This window comes from Citrobacter sp. C13, assembly GCF_014596815.2.
GTDB lineage: Bacteria > Pseudomonadota > Gammaproteobacteria > Enterobacterales > Enterobacteriaceae > Citrobacter > Citrobacter portucalensis.
In genome coordinates this window covers 2,410,001-2,427,480 of record NZ_CP115024.1, presented here as the reverse complement: position 1 = coordinate 2,427,480, position 17,480 = coordinate 2,410,001, and the positions used below count along the sequence as shown (strand labels likewise).

The 17,480-nt window shown below is 52.1% G+C and carries 14 protein-coding genes and 1 pseudogene; 6 read left to right on the top strand and 9 right to left on the bottom strand.

Annotated elements, in window-relative coordinates:
• Positions 1-52 precede the first annotated feature (52 nt).
• Together IB222_RS11590 and IB222_RS11585 are read left to right on the top strand one after the other, a co-directional pair.
• Entirely contained in the window at positions 53-1,249 is a 1,197-nt protein-coding gene (locus IB222_RS11590; protein WP_032943493.1) for an L-talarate/galactarate dehydratase, read from the top strand.
• Between the two features lie 74 nt (positions 1,250-1,323).
• Positions 1,324-2,634, top strand: a complete 1,311-nt coding sequence (locus IB222_RS11585) for an MFS transporter (protein WP_003833063.1) — start codon at positions 1,324-1,326, stop codon at positions 2,632-2,634.
• A gap of 69 nt (positions 2,635-2,703) precedes the next feature.
• Here the strand turns inward: IB222_RS11585 and IB222_RS11580 are convergent, their stop codons facing one another.
• Positions 2,704-3,321: a glutathione S-transferase family protein gene (locus tag IB222_RS11580; RefSeq protein WP_126318050.1), complete on the bottom strand. Its 618-nt coding sequence runs from the start codon at positions 3,319-3,321 to the stop codon at positions 2,704-2,706.
• A 112-nt stretch (positions 3,322-3,433) separates the two neighbouring features.
• Between IB222_RS11580 and IB222_RS11575 the strand changes: the two genes are divergently transcribed.
• On the top strand, positions 3,434-4,363 hold the full coding sequence (locus tag IB222_RS11575) for a LysR family transcriptional regulator (protein WP_126318048.1): 930 nt from the start codon (positions 3,434-3,436) through the stop codon (positions 4,361-4,363).
• Between the two features lie 89 nt (positions 4,364-4,452).
• Positions 4,453-5,442, top strand: a complete 990-nt coding sequence (locus IB222_RS11570) for a zinc-dependent alcohol dehydrogenase family protein (protein WP_149384238.1) — start codon at positions 4,453-4,455, stop codon at positions 5,440-5,442.
• Positions 5,443-5,477: 35 nt separating this feature from the next.
• Here IB222_RS11570 and IB222_RS11565 read toward each other — a convergent pair whose 3' ends face one another.
• The 6 genes and pseudogenes from IB222_RS11565 to IB222_RS11540 all read right to left on the bottom strand — a co-directional run bounded on the left by IB222_RS11565 (position 5,478) and on the right by IB222_RS11540 (position 12,094).
• Positions 5,478-6,251 (bottom strand): amino acid ABC transporter ATP-binding protein, encoded by a 774-nt coding sequence (locus IB222_RS11565; protein ID WP_149384237.1) that lies wholly within the window; start codon positions 6,249-6,251, stop codon positions 5,478-5,480.
• Positions 6,235-7,161, bottom strand: a complete 927-nt coding sequence (locus IB222_RS11560) for an amino acid ABC transporter permease (protein WP_149384236.1) — start codon at positions 7,159-7,161, stop codon at positions 6,235-6,237. The genes IB222_RS11565 and IB222_RS11560 overlap by 17 nt, the downstream gene beginning before the upstream one ends.
• Before the next feature lie 9 nt (positions 7,162-7,170).
• A complete protein-coding gene (locus tag IB222_RS11555) occupies positions 7,171-7,680 on the bottom strand; it encodes a GNAT family N-acetyltransferase (RefSeq protein WP_149384235.1) in 510 nt (169 codons plus the stop codon).
• 10 nt (positions 7,681-7,690) lie between these two features.
• Positions 7,691-9,949, bottom strand: a pseudogene (locus IB222_RS11550) (NtaA/DmoA family FMN-dependent monooxygenase).
• Positions 9,950-9,974: 25 nt separating this feature from the next.
• Entirely contained in the window at positions 9,975-11,096 is a 1,122-nt protein-coding gene (locus tag IB222_RS11545; RefSeq protein WP_149384234.1) for an amidohydrolase, read from the bottom strand.
• Positions 11,096-12,094: an MsnO8 family LLM class oxidoreductase gene (locus IB222_RS11540; protein ID WP_149384233.1), complete on the bottom strand. Its 999-nt coding sequence runs from the start codon at positions 12,092-12,094 to the stop codon at positions 11,096-11,098. Before IB222_RS11540 ends, IB222_RS11545 begins: the two co-directional genes overlap by 1 nt.
• 515 nt (positions 12,095-12,609) lie before the next feature.
• On the opposite strand from IB222_RS11540, the gene IB222_RS11535 reads away from it, so the two are divergent.
• Both IB222_RS11535 and ansP read left to right on the top strand, forming a co-directional pair.
• Positions 12,610-14,151, top strand: coding sequence for a PAS domain-containing methyl-accepting chemotaxis protein (locus IB222_RS11535; protein ID WP_079937291.1), 1,542 nt, complete (start codon positions 12,610-12,612; stop codon positions 14,149-14,151).
• Positions 14,152-14,430: 279 nt separating this feature from the next.
• Complete coding sequence (gene ansP, locus IB222_RS11530) at positions 14,431-15,873, top strand: L-asparagine permease (RefSeq protein WP_149384232.1); 1,443 nt, start codon at positions 14,431-14,433, stop codon at positions 15,871-15,873.
• A gap of 41 nt (positions 15,874-15,914) precedes the next feature.
• Here the strand turns inward: ansP and IB222_RS11525 are convergent, their stop codons facing one another.
• A complete protein-coding gene (locus tag IB222_RS11525) occupies positions 15,915-16,136 on the bottom strand; it encodes a YgdI/YgdR family lipoprotein (RefSeq protein WP_003833091.1) in 222 nt (73 codons plus the stop codon).
• Between the two features lie 137 nt (positions 16,137-16,273).
• Positions 16,274-17,335, bottom strand: coding sequence for a YncE family protein (locus tag IB222_RS11520; RefSeq protein ID WP_149384231.1), 1,062 nt, complete (start codon positions 17,333-17,335; stop codon positions 16,274-16,276).
• Positions 17,336-17,480 lie beyond the last annotated feature (145 nt).

The window sequence follows — 17,480 nt, the reverse complement described above, 5'->3', positions numbered from 1 at the left end:
CTAACATTAAAAATGATAGCGCAATCATTTGTTATCACCAGGAGAGAACAATATGTCTTTAAGTGCCAATTCCGATGCCGTGACCTATGCCAAATCGGCCAACGCCAAAACCGCAGCAGAAACCGGTGACCGTATTGAATGGGTAAAACTGTCTCTGGCTTTCCTTCCGCTGGCAACACCCGTGAGCGATGCCAAAGTGCTGACCGGTCGCCAGAAACCGCTAACCGAAGTCGCCATAATCATCGCCGAGATCCGCAGTCGTGACGGGTTTGAAGGCGTGGGATTTAGTTACTCCAAGCGGGCTGGCGGCCAGGGAATCTATGCGCATGCCAAAGAAATTGCCGATAACCTGTTAGGCGAAGATCCAAACGATATCGACAAGATCTACACCAAGTTGCTCTGGGCTGGCGCTTCCGTGGGGCGCAGCGGCATGGCGGTACAAGCCATCTCCCCTATTGATATCGCATTATGGGATATGAAAGCCAAGCGTGCAGGATTGCCGCTGGCAAAACTGCTTGGCGCGCATCGGGACTCTGTGCAGTGCTACAACACCTCCGGCGGATTCCTGCATACGCCGCTGGATCAGGTGCTAAAAAACGTGGTTATTTCCCGTGAAAATGGCATTGGTGGTATCAAACTCAAGGTTGGTCAGCCAAACTGCGCTGAGGATATTCGCCGCTTGACCGCGGTTCGTGAAGCGCTGGGGGATGACTTCCCGCTAATGGTCGATGCCAATCAGCAGTGGGATCGGGAAACCGCCATCCGTATGGGACGCAAAATGGAGCAGTTCAATCTAATCTGGATTGAAGAGCCGCTGGACGCCTACGATGTTGAAGGCCACGCCCAACTGGCCGCCGCGCTTGATACCCCGATTGCCACCGGTGAAATGCTGACCAGCTTCCGCGAACATGAACAGCTGATCCTCGGCAATGCCAGCGATTTTGTGCAGCCCGATGCACCGCGTGTGGGAGGGATTTCACCGTTCCTGAAAATTATGGACCTGGCGGCTAAACATGGTCGCAAACTGGCTCCGCACTTCGCTATGGAAGTTCACCTGCATCTGTCCGCCGCTTATCCACTTGAACCATGGCTGGAGCATTTCGAATGGCTGAACCCGTTATTTAATGAACAACTTGAGCTGCGTGATGGCCGGATGTGGGTTTCCGATCGTCACGGTCTGGGCTTCAGCATCAGCGAGCAGGCGCGCCGCTGGACGCAATTAACCTGCGAGTTTGGCAAACGACCTTAATGTATTTGGCGGGTAAGCAATACCCGCCCTCCTCCCCTACAAAAACGCTCTCAACCTTATGAAAGGAGTGGGTGATGAACACAATAATAAAGCGCACAAAAGTGCGTTACGGCATTCTGATATTTCTGTTTCTTGCGACCGTATTTAATTATGCCGATCGCGCGACGTTATCCGTCGTGGCGCCGATTATGAGCAAAGAATTAGGTTTTGATCCTGAAGCTATGGGGCTGGCCTTTTCTGCCTTCGGTATTTCTTATGTCATTATGCAACTACCCGGCGGCTGGCTGCTGGATCGCTATGGCTCGCGTCTGGTATACGGCTGCGCACTGATTGGCTGGTCGCTGGTGACTATGTTTCAGGGCACCATTTATCTGTACGCCAGCCCGCTTGTCGTATTGATTATCTTACGATTACTGATGGGGGCGATTGAAGCTCCGGCCTTTCCGGCCAATAGCCGATTAAGCGTGCAGTGGTTTCCTAATAACGAACGGGGCTTTGTTACCTCAGTCTATCAGGCCGCGCAATATATCTCGTTAGGGATTATTACGCCGTTAATGACGATTATTTTGCATAATCTCAGTTGGCACTTTGTGTTTTATTACATTGGGGCAATAGGCGTTCTTCTTGGCATCTTCTGGTTGGTCAAAGTCAGAGATCCCATGCATCATCCAAAGGTGAACCAGCAGGAAATTGACTATATCCGGGAAGGCGGTGGTGAACCGTCGCTGGGTAATAAAAAAGAGCCACAGAAGATTACCTTTGCGCAAATTAAAAGCGTCTGCGTCAACCGCATGATGATTGGCGTTTACATCGGACAGTTCTGCGTAACGTCAATTACCTGGTTCTTCCTGACCTGGTTCCCTACCTATCTGTATCAGGCGAAAGGCATGTCGATCCTCAAAGTGGGATTTGTCGCCAGTATCCCGGCCATTGCCGGTTTTATCGGTGGATTATTAGGCGGCGTTTTCTCCGACTGGCTTTTAAAACGCGGCTACAGCCTGACGATTGCCCGTAAGCTCCCGGTTATCTGCGGGATGTTACTTTCCTGCGTCATCGTTATCGCCAACTACACTTCGTCAGAATTTGTGGTGATCGCGGCGATGAGTCTGGCGTTTTTCGCCAAAGGCTTTGGCAATCTGGGATGGTGCGTACTTAGCGATACCTCGCCAAAAGAAGTGCTCGGTATTGCAGGCGGCGTATTCAATATGTGCGGCAATATGGCCAGTATCATCACGCCACTGGTAATTGGCGTCATTCTGGCGAATACCCAGTCTTTTGATTACGCCATTCTGTACGTCGGTTCGATGGGGCTGATTGGCCTGATTTCTTATCTGTTTATCGTGGGTCCATTGGATCGTATTACGCTGACCCCTTCTGTCGCGTAATTTAAACTTATGGCGATAGTTCGCCCGCTGTTCCGGGATTTGCACTCCTGCGGAACAGCGTTTTTTTATTCAAATAATCTTATTGCTTTTCAGTACAGTACGCAGTCTCGGATGCTGACAAACCGCATCGGCGATGGCGCTAATATTCGGCGTGTTGTCCTGAAACCAGTCATGCCCTGGTCCCCAGGTGCGCATAACGGCAATGTAAATGTCCAGCAGTGTTAGCTGATCCCCAAATGCGTACGGCTCGGCGCTTAGCTGGTTGTTCAGCCACATATAGAGGGATTTACGGTACTCGATACAGTTCTTTTTCAACTGAGCCGGGGCGTCCGGTACCCATCGATCAGGATAATCGGCATAGGTAAACGTGGGATAGACATTTGCGACCAACCATATCAGCAGACGCTGAAACTGCTGGCGTTCGGCGTGTCCAACGGGTGGTGAAAGTTCGGGGCGACGATCGAGGATCATCAGCGCGATCGCTGCCGTTTCCGTCAACACGCTGCCATTTTCCAGTACCAGCGTAGGCACCTGGCATAGTGGATTCATTGTTTTAAGCAACTCCCGCGAAGGACCATCGCTGTCAAAACCGTCCACATCAATAAAGCTGTAAGGGATCTCCGCCAGTGTGAGCATCACTTCACTGATGGCCGATCCCCAGCCCGGTACCCCATAGACCTTAATCATGCTGCAATCCCCAAAGTTAAAACCCTAAGTGTAGAGCAGCATTCGACAACCTATGCAGGCATGATTATTACTTTCATAATAACAATGGTCGAATACCGGGGGAGAATAAGCAATGCGTTCCAGTATGTTTGAATACATGAACATTTTTGTACAGGTTGTTGAGCAAGGTGGATTTGCCAGAGCCGCAGATGTGTTACACCTGCACCGCCCTGCGGTCACCAAAGCTATCCAACATCTTGAAGACGATCTGGGGGCAAAGTTGCTTAACCGCACGACTCGTAAAGTGAGTCTGACAGAAGAAGGTGATGCCTTTTACCAACGCACAAAAATACTGCTCAGCGATGTTGATGACATCATGGCTTCTTTTTCACCTACTCGCCCGCCACGCGGAAAACTCAGGGTTAATGCTCCTCTGTCGCTTGCGCACTCCGTGTTAGTTCCTGCGCTGAAAGATTTCCAGTCGCGATATCCTGACATCGAGATGGTACTCACCTCCACCGACCGTAGAATCGATATGCTTGCCGAAGGCATCGACTGCATGATCCGTATTGGCGAGCTACAAGATTCGACCTTGATCTCCAGGCGGCTTGGTGAGGTCAAAATGGTGACCTGTGCTTCACCTGATTATCTGCAAAGGCAGGGGGTGCCGCAGGTGCCAGAGGATTTATCCCGACACCAGGCGCTTAACTTTTTTAGCGAGCGTCATCGCGAAGCGCTGGAATGGACCTTCATCAATAGAGGTAAAACCGAATCGTTCACCCCCGCAGGGCGGATAAGCGTTGATAACTCCGATATTCTGTTAACCGGCTGCTTATCTGGACTCGGCATTATTCGTGGCGTTCATGCTGTCCTTGCGCCCTATCTTCAGTCAGGCCAGCTTGTTGAGGTGCTGGCCGATTATACCGGAGAATCAAAACCAGTTTCGGTGCTTTACCCGGACAGACGTCATCTCGCCCCTCGGGTTCGGGTATTCATTGACTGGTTATGCGAACTTTTTAGCCAACAAAAACCGCGGCTTCAGGGATTATTACAAAATAAGTAATAGTGAAGTTCCGCAACAGCGGTTTTTCACTCTCATCTGAGTCGTTAAATTGTGCAGACCCAATACAGAACAATTTACTGAGGTCTGCTATGTCTAAGGTCGTAGTTTTTAATCAAATTGGTGGCGCTGAAACCCTGAAGATTCAGGAGATGCAGGTTCCCGCGCCTGATGCAAATGAGGTTCAGATCCGCGTGCGGGCTATTGGTATCAACCGTGCTGAAGTTATGTACCGCACCGGACAGTATATTTACCAACCTAATTTCCCGGCGCGACTGGGTTATGAAGCCGCTGGAGTCATTGAATCAGTGGGAGACAACGTACGTGAGTTTGCACCTGGCGATTACGTTAGCGTCATCCCGGCATTCAGCTTTCATCAATATGGAATGTATGGTGAAGTCGTTAATGCCCCCGCTCACGCGGTCGTAAAGCATCCACAAAACCTGAGCTTTACTGAGGCTGCTGCCAGTTGGATGATGTATGTGACCGCTTTCGGTGCGCTGGTTGAATATGCGGATATTAAGCCCGGTGATAACGTGCTGATCAATGCTGCTTCCAGCAGCGTCGGACTGGCGGCAATTCAGATTGCTAACATGCGGGGAGCAAAACCGATTGCGATGACACGGACCAGTGAGAAACGTGATCAGCTGCTGCAACTGGGCGCGGCAGAGGTTATTGCAAGCCAGGAGCAGGATCTGGTGGCCGAGATTCAGCGGATTACTGAGGGTAAAGGAACCCGCGTGGTGTTCGATCCGGTCGGTGGCCCAGCGGTGGCAAAAATTGCCCAAGTGATGCCAGCCGGTGGGCTCTTTTTCCAGTATGGTTCGCTTGATTCACGTGACCTTTCTATCCCGGTCATTGAGATACTCGGCCGTCATCTGACCTTCCGCGGCTATGAGATTTTCGAAATCACCACGGATGCAGAAAAACTTGCGCGGGCGAAACGGTTTATCTTTGAAGGATTGCAGTCTGGCCAGCTCAAGCCGCTGATTGATAAAACCTTTGCCTTTGATGATATCGTCGAAGCACATCAATACATGGAAGCCAACGGCCAGGTAGGCAAAATCGTCGTCACTGTATAACCTCTGTGCGGCACAGCATTGTGCCGCAATGTATCTCAAAGCACTTTCGACAAAAACTGCTGAGTGCGCGTGTGGCATGGATGATTCAGCACCTGCTCGCTGCTGCCCTGCTCGACGATTTTGCCATCGACCATAAACACCACCTGATCTGCGACTTCTCGGGCGAAGCCAATCTCATGCGTTACCACAACCAGCGCGGTTCCCGACTTCGCCAGCGCTTTAATGACATCCAGTACTTCACCGACCAGTTCAGGATCCAGTGCAGATGTAGGCTCATCAAACAGCATGACGCGCGGATTTAGCGCCAGCGCACGGGCAATAGCGATACGCTGCTGCTGACCGCCGGATAAGTGACGCGACCAGGCATCGGCTTTATTCCGTAACCCTACCGCATCAAGCAGTGTTAATGCCCGCTCGGTGGCGGCTTTACGCGTTGCCAGTCCGTGCGCAATGGGCGCTTCAATCAGATTCTCCAGAACCGTTAAGTGCGGGAACAGATTAAAGTTCTGGAACACATAGCCGACGTTAACGCGCTGGCGCAAAATTTCCGCCTCTTTCAGCTCATACAGTTTGTCTCCCTGCCGACGATAGCCAATGTAATCGCCATCGATTTGAATAAACCCCTCATCGACGCGTTCCAGATGGTTGATGGTTCGTAAGAGTGTGGATTTCCCTGAACCGGACGGGCCAAGAATAACCGTTACCGTACCGGGAGGGATCTCCAGCGACACATTATCCAGCGCTTTGTGGCGACCAAAGTGTTTGCTGACGCCGGTAATAGAAATATGGCCTTCAGGCGAGTGGGACATGGACGGCCTCCTGCTGTGGGCGTTGACGACTGCGTTTTTCTGCACGACTTACCCGGGCGGTATTGATGGCTGAACGTCGTTCGCTGCGTGCCAGCACACGTTCGACCAGGTGCTGAATTAACGACAGGACGCTGGTGATCACCAGATACCACACCGCACCCACCATCAACAGCGGGATCACTTCCTGCGTGCGGTTGTAGATCATCTGGATGGTGTAGAACAGCTCCGGCATTGCCAGCACGTATACCATCGCCGTCCCTTTCGCCAGGCTGATGATTTCATTGAAGCCAGCAGGCAAAATGGTGCGCAGCGCCTGCGGCAGAATAATCCGCAGCGTACGTCGCCATGCCGGTAAGCCCAGCGCTGCCGCTGCCTCGTACTGACCGTGATCGACCCCTAAAAATCCACCGCGAATAATTTCAGCGGTATAGGCGCTTTGTACCAACGTCAGGCCAACCACCGCAGTAGAAAACTGGCCGAGCACATTGATGGTCTCAAAACTGCCCCACTGAATGGGAGTGAACGGAATACCAATCGTCAATGTGTCGTACAGATAGGAAAAGTTGTATAAAACGATCAGCACCACAATCAGCGGTAACGAACGAAACAGCCAGATGTATCCCCATGCCAGACCGTTCAACAGCCAGGAAGATGAAAGCCGTGCCAACGCCAGCAGACCGCCGATGACAATACTCAACAGCGTCCCGATCAGCGTCAGTAACAGCGTTTGCCCGAGGCCGGACAAGATAACCGGATCAAAGAACCAGCGGGCAAACACGCTCCATTCCCAGCGCGGATTAAACGCCACGGACTGGAGAATTACCGCAAGGGCAAATAAGGCAATGACCGCGCCTACGGTACGCATGGGATAACGTGCCGGTACGACTCTAATGCTATCTGTCGTTTTCATTTTCTCTCCTCAGGCGATTCTGGCCTGACCGGCAATAGTCAGCAGTTTGGTAAAGCGCAGCCGTCCATCAAACGGTGGCAGGCTGTACTCTTCGGGATTGCGCGTCGTATCAAATTGCGGATCGTAGCCCTGGCTTAAATAGAGTCTGACGGCCTCCGGCTGGCGAAATCCCGTGGTCAGATAAATCCGGCTATAGCCCGTGAGCAGTGCTCTACGTTCCAGTTCCTGCACCACGCGCGCCGCCAACCCCTGCTGACGCAGACTGCTTTTTGTCCAGATACGCTTAATCTCAGCGGTGTCTTTATCGTAAGGTTTGTAAGCTCCGGTGGCGATAATCTCGCCATGGCGCTCCAGCACCACAAAAAGTCCCTGCGGCGCCAGATACCATTCGGTCAGTTCCACTTCAGCGTCGCGAGAAAAATAATCGCCATAGCGGGCAGCATACTCACCGAACAAACCGTTCAAAATGGGCTGTAGCTCGCTGGCTTCAGGTGAGACCACACGAAATTGATCGCTCACGATGACCTCCTTAGTCGCCTAAACCGGCCGGGTTGATTTCAGATTGTGGAATGCGTTCCACCCCTTCCCCCCAGCGATTCAGCACCTTGTCATAGTCGCCGTTGCCAATCACACCGTTGAGGGCGGTTTGTACCGGCAGAACCAGACCGCTGTCTTTTTTCAGCGTCACAGCAATGTGTGCCGCTTTTGGCCAACCGCCATCAACGCTACCCACTAATTGCGTTTTACCGTTGAGTGCTGCTTTCCACGCGCCGATTACATTAGGCCCGAAGTAGGCATCGGCGCGGCCTGACTGTAGGGCCAGGGTTTGCGCGGCATCATCTTTGGTATACACCGGCGTAAACGGCTGTAACCCTTTCTTCACGTTCTCATCATTCCAGGCCAGCAGGATGGCTTCCTGGTTAGTCCCCGAACCGACGATAATGCGCAGTCCGGCGATATCTTCCGCCTGCTCGATTTTCTTCAGCTTGCTGCCGGTTTTGACATAAAAGCCAAGAGAGTCCTTCCGATACGTCGCGAAATCGAATTTTTCTTTGCGTGCTTTGGTGACGGTAATATTGCTGATCGCGGCATCGTATTTGCCGGAAGTGACGCCCAGCGGCCAGTCTTCCCATGACGTAGGTACAACGTTGAGTTCCAGTCCCAGGCTGTCCGCCACCAGACGCGCGATGTCCGCCTCGCTGCCGATCAACGTCTTATTGTCATCGGCAAAGACGGTCAGCGGCGGCTGGCTGAGCCCGGCAATCGCCACGGTGAATTTACCCGGTACGGCCAGGTGCAGGTTTGCGGGCAACTGCGCAATCGCCTGCGGATTCTTTGCCGTATTGATCGGCGCTTTATTGGCTTCCAGGCTTACGCCGGTGCCGTTAATCGTCACCTCATTTGCCCAAACGGTCGCGCTGAAAGCCAGTGACAGCGCGAGAAATACTGATTTTTTCTGCATAGCGTTTTTCTCTTATTGTGTGAATTGATTTGCAGGTGTCGCTAATCCCAGGCTTGCGCGCAGGGTCGTACCGGGATATTCATGGCGGAACAGGCCTCGCGTCTGAAGCACAGGGACAACCTGTTCGACAAAACGCGGGAAGGTATCCGGCGTACCTCCCTGGATGATAAAACCGTCTGCGGCTTTTTCGTCGAACCACTGCTGCAGGCCGTCGGCAACCTGTTGTGGCGTGCCGCTGAAACGCGGACGAGGACTTGCCGCTTCCAGAGCAACCTGACGAAGTGTTAAGCCTCGCTCGCGCGCGTTGCGCTTGATCTCATCAGTCGTACTGCGAAAGCTGTTTTGTCCGAGGGAACCCAGATCCGGGAACGGTGCGTCCAGCGGATATTGGGCAAAATCATGATGTTCAAAGTAGCGGCCAAGATAGTTCAGCGCGTCAGTAACGGAGACCAGCGCAGCGGTAGTCTGATACTGCTGCTCCACGTCCTCTGCGCTGTCGCCAACAATAACGCTGACGCCCTGGAATATATGCAGTTGATCGGGATGTCGTCCGGCGATTTCCAGCTGGCTTTTTACATCCTGATAGAACGCTTTAGCCTCTGCCAGCGACTCCTGATGGGTAAAAATGGCATCAGCATGCTGCGCCGCTAATTTTTTGCCATCTGCTGAAGCTCCCGCCTGAAATATAATCGGACGGCCTTGTGGCGTACGCCCAATATTTAACGGCCCGGCAACCTGGAAATAATCTCCATGATGGTTAAGCGTATGCAGTTTTTGCGGATTAAAAAATTCCCCGCTTGTTTTATTACGGGTAAAAGCATCGTCTTCCCAGGAATCCCACAGCCCTTTCACTACCTGTAAATATTCATCAGCAATACGATAACGCTGGGCATGCTCTGGATGCTGAGCGCGAGAATAGTTTTTTGCCGATCCTTCCAGAGGTGACGTAACCACGTTCCACCCGGCGCGCCCCTGGCTGAGATGGTCCAGGCTAGCGAACTGCCGAGCGGTCGTAAACGGCTCGCTGTATGATGTGGACACAGTGCCAACCAGCCCCAGATTCTGAGTGATGCTGGCCAAAGCGGATAATACTGTCAGCGGCTCAAAACGATTTAAAAAATGCGGGATTGATTTTTCATTAATATACAGACCATCGGCGACAAAAATAAAATCCAGCTTCCCTTTTTCCGCAATAAGCGCCGTCTCTTTGACAAAATCAAAATTAATACTGGCATCAGCCTGAGCCGCCGGATGGCGCCATGCGGACATATTTCCCGATGCGCCATGCAGAATAGTGCCGAGCCGTAGTTGTCGATTTTCAGCCATAATAACCCCTACCCAACAGGTAAACTTAAAGGTGTGCGAATGCCGTTTTTGCTAACTGCGTAAAGTAATGCGCGGCAGGTTCAATTAAACGCTCGTCCGGATTGAATCCCGGGTTATGTAATCCGTATTCACTGGCGCTGCCAATACTGACAAATGCGCCAGGCGTATTTTGCAGGTAGACGGCAAAATCCTCCCCGCCCATATGCAGGTCGGCATGGTGGGTGGTATAGCCTGACTGTTTCGCCACCGCGGTGGCAATATTGGCCCAACGATCGTCATTTACCAATGCGGTTGGTCCCGCATGCCAGATTACGTCGATTTGTGCGCCAAAGGCGTGGGCAAATCCGGCGGCGATGTCATTAACCCGAGCCTTAACCTGCTGCTGTACCTGGGTTCGGTGCGTTCTGAGTGTCCCTTCCAGCTCAACGGACTCCGGCAGTACGTTCCATGTGTTTCCCCCCTGAATACGGGTCACGCTGAGCACCACCGAATCCAGCGTGTTAACGTCGCGGCTGGCAACGCTTTGCAGCACCGTTACCAGTTGGCTGGCGAGCAGGATGGCATCCTTACCTTCATGCGGACGCGCCGCATGTGCGCCCTTGCCATTAATGCGCAGTACGAAGCGGTCGACATTGGCATAAAATGCGCCGCCGCGTGTGGCAAATTCGCCCACCGGCAAACCGGGCTCATTGTGCATACCGAAAATAGCCGCTACGTTTTGCAGCGCACCGGCGCGGATCAACGTTTTTGCGCCGCCGAAACTCTCTTCAGCTGGCTGAAACAAAATACGTACTCGCCCCGGTAAGGTTGTTTCCTGTTGTTTTAGCAGCAGTGCTGCACCAAGCATGACGCTGGTATGGACGTCATGCCCGCAGGCATGCATCACGCCCGGCGTGAGGGAGCGAAACGGAACGTCGGCGCTTTCTTCTATCGGTAGCGCGTCGATATCCGCCCGCAGCGCGATGACGTCTTCCCCCTGGCCGATTTCCGCGACCAGACCGGTTTTCAGCTCGAACGGAAGAATGTCGACGTCCGCAGCGTGCAACCAGGCGTGAATGCGCGCCGTGGTTGCTACCTCCTGCAGAGAAAGCTCCGGATGCTGATGTAGTTCACGACGCCAGTCGATAAGCGTTGAGCCCAGGGTCATCAGAGCACCTCCACGGTGTTATGGGCTTGCGCCAACAAACGCAGCGATGTCAGACGCGCATGCCCTTGCGCCACTGGGGTGTCGATAATGAACTCGTCAATACCAAATTGCGTATGCAGAGCATTCAGCTTTGCCATCACCTCCTGAGCGGTGCCGTGTAACAACGCCTGTTCACGACGCGCGATTTTGCGTGGTGGGCTGCCAGACTGAGCGGCAAACGCCAGCGCCTGTTCTTCGCTGGCTACCGTAACACGTTGACCATCTTCCAGCTCCACGCCCCAGAGTTGTACGTTTTCCGCCAGTTGCGCAGCGGTGTCGTAACTGTCAGCCACAATCACCTGCACGGCGACGATCGTCGGGCGTGCACTGTGGGTCTGCCAGAAGGACAAAACGTCATGCAATAACGCTTTGTCACCATTGAGGTGCGCTGCGAAGATGAAATTCCAGTCGGATTGCGCTGCTAACTGCGCGCTTTGCACACTGGCTCCCAGAACAAACTTTTCCGGTGGTATCGGTGGAATTGGCGTCGGGAATACCGTCTCCCCGCTTTCCGTTCCGCTCAGCGCCAGCCAATCGTTAAGCAAAGAAAGCTGGTCGGCAAAACTGCCTTTTTCTTCCTGATGCAGCCCATGCTGTAACGCCTGGGTCGACAGCGGTAAGCCGCCAGGGGCTTTCCCTACGCCGAGATCGACACGTCCAGGAGCCAGCGATGCCAGAAGATTGAAGTTTTCCGCCACTTTGTACGGGCTGTAATGTTGCAGCATCACGCCGCCGGAACCTACGCGGATATGCTGGGTTTGCCCGAGGATCCAGGCGATCACCAGCTCTGGCGATGGGCTGGCCAGCTGTGGCGTATTATGGTGTTCCGCGATCCAGAAACGATGATACCCCCACTCTTCTGCCAGTTGCGCCAGGCGCAACGTCCGGGAAAGCGCGGTTGCGGCAGTTTCACCTTCCCCGATGGGGCTTTTATCCAGAATACTCAGGCGATATGACATGTTACGAGCCTATGTTTGTTAACATGTCTTTATTATTAATTTATCAAATAGCCATACTGAAACATTTAATTCACATTTGCTCAGCTAAAAAGTAGATAACAACCCCTGTCGCTGCCAGGGTTAAAATTTGGATCGCCCAGTACAGGTTGTAACGCCAAACTGAAAAACACCCGCAATTAATAGCCTACAAAATATAATAGGGTCGTTGCTATCACGGTAATAACATTAAAATCATTTCATGCCAGTTTTCTTTTTACAAAAAGGTTTTTTAACGCGATTTACGTTAAGTCAGTTTAAACGACTTGTCACGTTATACGCTTGTATTAATTGTTTCATTTTTATGACACAGGATGAATGATTTACATAGAAATTTTTATTTTAACTACTTCCACAGAATTGATGATTAGTAGAGAATGCAACGTTTCTTATTAAAACGGTCTACAACAGATTTTTATATCCCCCGATTTTATTGCGGGGATTTTTGTATGGATTATACATAGCACCATGGGACCTCTATGAAAAGTAACATGCCCGTTACACAAATTGAGCACGCACTTAACGATAAAGCGACGCTGCTTTCTACGACGGATAAAGAAAGTCATATTACCTACGCTAACTCCGCGTTTATTGATGCCAGCGGATTTAACGAACAGCAATTAATGGGCGAACCGCATAATATTATTCGCCATCCCGATATGCCTCCCGCGGCGTTCGCCGATATGTGGTACACGCTACAGCAGGGAGACAGCTGGACGGGGATGGTGAAAAATCGCCGGCAGAATGGCGACCATTACTGGGTTCGCGCCAACGTTACGCCGGTCTGGCACAATGAAAAACTCACCGGCTACATCTCGGTGCGTACCGTTCCTTCGCGCGATGAAATAACTCAAAGCGAAAGCTTATATCATAAAATTAATAATCAGCAGCTTAAAGGATTTCGACTTTTTAAAGGCATTGTCATTCGTCGCGGAATATTGTCATGGGCATCAATGTTTAAATGGCTGAGCATTAGCCAGCGCGTTAATTATTCTTTAGGGGTAATCGCCCTGCTCGCTGTTCTATTTCTCTTTGCTCCTGTTAATCCATTTATTCAGGCGGGAGGGTTGCTGTTCTTATTTCTGATGCTTGCTATTTACCTTAAGTATCAAATTTGTCAGCCAGTTAATACGCTACTGACGCAAATGAAGAAAGTGGTCTCCGGGAGAAAACCTGATAACTGTCATTTAAATCGGGTGGATGAGATCGGAATGCTGATGCGTCTGGTTAATCAGTCCGGGCTTAATCTGAATTCCCTGGTCGATGATGTCAGTACGCAAATATCCGGTATTCGCGCCATCAGTCAGCGGGTATCAAAAGAAGGTACGGCGCTGCACAAGCGTTCAGAAGAAACCTCCGCCGACCTGCAACAAACCGCAGCCGCCATTGAAGAAATTGGCAGTGCGGTACAGCAAACAGCTGAAACTGCGGCACATACTATGACCATGGCCGATAAAACCAGCGCCAATGCGGCAGAAGGCGGCGATATCATGAAACAAACTATCGCCATGATGCAGGCGATATCGCGTGACAACGGGCAGATAGTCGACATCATCGGCGTTATCGACAGTATTGCTTTCCAGACTAATATTCTGGCGCTCAATGCCGCGGTTGAGGCCGCGCGAGCCGGGGAGTCCGGGCGTGGTTTTGCCGTTGTAGCGGCAGAGGTCCGTAATCTGGCGCAGCACTCGGCGTCTGCAGCAAAAGAGATCAAACAGCTGATTGAGAAGAATGTCGCCAACGTCAATAGCGGCGTCAAAATGGTGGAGCAAACGGAAACGCATCTTACCGGGATGATTGGCGATGTCCTGCAGATGTCGATGATGATCAAAGATATTAGTCTGGCGACGCGTGAGCAAACCCAGGCGCTGGATCTGATTAACGATTCGATTTCACGCGTTGGTACCATGACACACAATAACGCCGAGATGGTGGAGCGTGTCACCGATGCTACCGCCGATCTGACTCAACGTTCATCGCGCTTACAGCAGGCCGTTCAGGTCTTTGGCGTATCAGCATAACCTTATGGCGCTTATCGGATGAATGTCTCGATAAGCGCACACCTCTCCACGTATTTACACCCTTCTCTTTTATTGGCTGAATCGAGGCCACACCGCGCCAGTGCTGGCTGTACAAAATGCTGAATTCTTGTTATCGGGGCTTTGCGGAACCGAACAATTGAATGTAGGATGCTCGGCCGGCAGTTTTCCCCCATAACACAATGAAGGGTAAGGCTGTTTTCGCCGCAGCAGGTGCGGCAAAAAGGATTTTGTATTTTTGTCAGGTCAACAGGAAAAGTAATGAACACAAACAACACGCAAGCCGCGGAACAACATGCGGCGAAACGACGCTGGTTGAATGCCCACGAAGAGGGGTATCACAAAGCAATGGGAAACCGACAGGTACAGATGATCGCCATTGGCGGCGCAATTGGTACCGGGTTGTTTTTAGGGGCTGGCGCACGCTTGCAGATGGCTGGCCCTGCTCTGGCGCTGGTTTATCTGGTGTGCGGTATTTTTTCGTTCTTTATACTGCGCGCGCTTGGCGAACTGGTTTTAAATCGCCCTTCCAGCGGCAGCTTTGTCTCCTACGCTCGTGAATTTTTAGGTGAGAAAGCCGCCTATGTGGCTGGCTGGATGTACTTCATCAACTGGGCGATGACCGGCATTGTCGATATCACCGCGGTGGCGTTGTATATGCATTACTGGGGCTCATTTGGGGATGTACCGCAGTGGGTGTTCGCCCTCGGCGCGCTGGCTATTATCGGCACCATGAACATGATCGGCGTGAAGTGGTTCGCGGAGATGGAGTTTTGGTTTGCACTGGTCAAAGTGCTGGCGATTGTGATTTTCCTGGTGGTGGGTACCGTCTTTTTAGGCACTGGAAAGCCGCTGGATGGTAACGCCACCGGTTTTCACCTGATCACCGACAACGGTGGATTCTTCCCACATGGCCTGCTGCCGGCGCTGGTACTGGTTCAGGGGGTGGTTTTCGCATTTGCCTCTATTGAACTGGTGGGCACTGCCGCTGGTGAGTGCAAAGATCCGCAAACCATGGTGCCAAAAGCGATCAATAGCGTTATCTGGCGTATTGGTCTGTTCTATGTCGGTTCTGTCGTGCTGCTGGTTCTGTTACTGCCGTGGAATGCCTATCAGGCGGGGCAAAGCCCGTTTGTTACCTTCTTCTCCAAACTGGGCGTGCCGTATATCGGCAGTATCATGAATATTGTGGTGCTCACCGCGGCGCTTTCCAGCCTTAACTCTGGGCTGTACTGCACCGGGCGTATTTTACGTTCCATGTCGATGGGCGGATCGGCGCCTAAATTCATGGCTAAAATGAGCCGTCAACAAGTACCCTGGGCTGGGATCCTCGCCACGTTGGTCGTCTATGTCGTCGGGGTATTCCTGAACTATCTGGTGCCGTCGCAGGTGTTTGAGATCGTGTTGAACTTCGCGTCGTTGGGCATTATTGCGTCGTGGGGCTTTATCATGGTCTGTCAGATGCGTCTGCGCCGGGCCATAAAAGAAGGTAAAACGGCAGACGTCAGCTTTAAACTGCCGGGCGCTCCGTTTACCTCGTGGCTAACCCTACTGTTCCTGCTGAGCGTGCTGGTGCTGATGGCGTTTGACTATCCAAACGGCACCTACACCATCGCGTCGTTACCGTTGATTGCCATCCTGCTGGTTGCAGGCTGGTTCGGTGTGCGTAAACGCGTCGCGGAAATCCACCGCACCGCGCCGTAATGGCTGAAGGCCTGACAGGTTAACCCTTCAGGCCTTCTTTTTTAGTTCGCTTCAATCAACTGCGCTACATCGCTGCTGTTAATTTCCCGCGCATTTCCATCCTGATCGGTATAGCTGGTCATTCCCGTATCTTTATCCAGTTTTGGCTTGCCCTGGGTGGTAATGGTTTGTCCGCTTTTGGTCGTCATGACGTAATCGGTGGTGCATCCTGCCAGGGTAAACAGCATTACGCCTGCACAAAGACAGATAAATGGCTTTTTCATGGTATTCCCGTGTTATTCAGTTAGCCGTTGAGGGCGTAGTGTAAGTCCCTGAAGTGGGTCGGGCTACCGCCGGGGTGTAACGAGGCGTATCGTGGGGTTTAGAGAAATGACAGGAGGGGTTTCCCCCTCCTGATATTTTATAGCGCAATACGAATAACATCGTCCGGTTGGGTGGCTTCCTGCTCGCGGGTAGATTTCTGTTTCACGCTGACGTACAGGGTTTTGCCATCGGCGGAGAGCGCCAGGCTATTCGGGAACGTTGGGGTCTCGAATGTTTTGACGACTTTATAGCTTTTCGCGTCGATCACACTCACTTTACCGGCCTGGCGATGAGTCACGTAGGCTTCATTACGCGTTGGGTTGAACAACACGGCCAGGGATTCCGGCGCGGCGACTTTTGCCAGTACGTTGCCATTACGGATGTCGATGACCAGCACTTCCGCCGCTTTAGAGTCGGTGACAAATGCACGGTTGCCAGCGGTGTCCAGGCTCAGGTTGATAAAGAAATGCTCTTTCCCATCATCCAGCAGTTTTTTGCGGCTGATAATTTTGTTAGTGGCGGTATCGATGGTGATGAATTCACCGTCGGCATTGGCGGTGTACAGGCGTTTAGCCTTGCTGTCGACAGCCAGAGCGGTGCTCATTTTGCCGGTATTTTGGATGGTGTCCTTCAGCTTGATCGTCTCACCGTCCACCACCCAAATCACACTCTCTTTACCAATACCGCTAATGTATACCGTGTTGGTAGCATCATCGGCGACCAGCTCACGCGGCTGCAGCGGGCGAACGTCTTCAGAGCGCTTACGCGTATCCAGCACCAGACGTCCTTTCACCGCACCCGTTTTGGCATCCATCGCCGTAACCGCGCTGTTTACCGTGTTGCCGAACCACAGCGTTTGCGTGGCGTTGTTGATGGTGGCACCAAACGGTTTGAGATCGTTATGAATCACCTGGGTCACTTCGAGGGTGACCGGGTCAAGACGATAAACCACCCCGCCGGTATCCAGTTTGCGGCTCTGTGAGGTCGCCAGCCACAGCGCGTTCTCTTGCTGGCTGTACGCCATTTCATAGGCGCCTTTGCCGACGGCTTTGCGCAGCAGTTCTTCTGCGGCCTGCGTAGTAAAAGATGATGCAACGAGCAGTGAACCTAACAGTAAAGAACCACGCAGACGCGGTGAAAACAGATGACGTAAAGACATGACGACTCCCTTTGATAAATTCGTTTGTTACTGCTTCACATAGCTTCAATGAGCAAAATCATGGTTTTGCCTTTTTAAGAATGAGAATAGTAATCATTATTTATCTCAATGTGGAGTGTTTATTCGCTTTCGTGTAGTAACCTTC

Bases quoted from the DNA above. Each gene is read 5' to 3' on its own strand.
- IB222_RS11590 (WP_032943493.1), top strand. From the start codon at position 53: ATGTCTTTAAGTGCCAATTCCGATGCCGTGACCTATGCCAAATCGGCC.
- IB222_RS11585 (WP_003833063.1), top strand. From the start codon at position 1,324: ATGAACACAATAATAAAGCGCACAAAAGTGCGTTACGGCATTCTGATA.
- IB222_RS11580 (WP_126318050.1), bottom strand. From the start codon at position 3,321: ATGATTAAGGTCTATGGGGTACCGGGCTGGGGATCGGCCATCAGTGAA.
- IB222_RS11575 (WP_126318048.1), top strand. From the start codon at position 3,434: ATGCGTTCCAGTATGTTTGAATACATGAACATTTTTGTACAGGTTGTT.
- IB222_RS11570 (WP_149384238.1), top strand. From the start codon at position 4,453: ATGTCTAAGGTCGTAGTTTTTAATCAAATTGGTGGCGCTGAAACCCTG.
- IB222_RS11565 (WP_149384237.1), bottom strand. From the start codon at position 6,251: ATGTCCCACTCGCCTGAAGGCCATATTTCTATTACCGGCGTCAGCAAA.
- IB222_RS11560 (WP_149384236.1), bottom strand. From the start codon at position 7,161: ATGAAAACGACAGATAGCATTAGAGTCGTACCGGCACGTTATCCCATG.
- IB222_RS11545 (WP_149384234.1), bottom strand. From the start codon at position 11,096: ATGACCCTGGGCTCAACGCTTATCGACTGGCGTCGTGAACTACATCAG.
- IB222_RS11540 (WP_149384233.1), bottom strand. From the start codon at position 12,094: ATGTCATATCGCCTGAGTATTCTGGATAAAAGCCCCATCGGGGAAGGT.
- IB222_RS11535 (WP_079937291.1), top strand. From the start codon at position 12,610: ATGAAAAGTAACATGCCCGTTACACAAATTGAGCACGCACTTAACGAT.
- ansP (WP_149384232.1), top strand. From the start codon at position 14,431: ATGAACACAAACAACACGCAAGCCGCGGAACAACATGCGGCGAAACGA.
- IB222_RS11525 (WP_003833091.1), bottom strand. From the start codon at position 16,136: ATGAAAAAGCCATTTATCTGTCTTTGTGCAGGCGTAATGCTGTTTACC.
- IB222_RS11520 (WP_149384231.1), bottom strand. From the start codon at position 17,335: ATGTCTTTACGTCATCTGTTTTCACCGCGTCTGCGTGGTTCTTTACTG.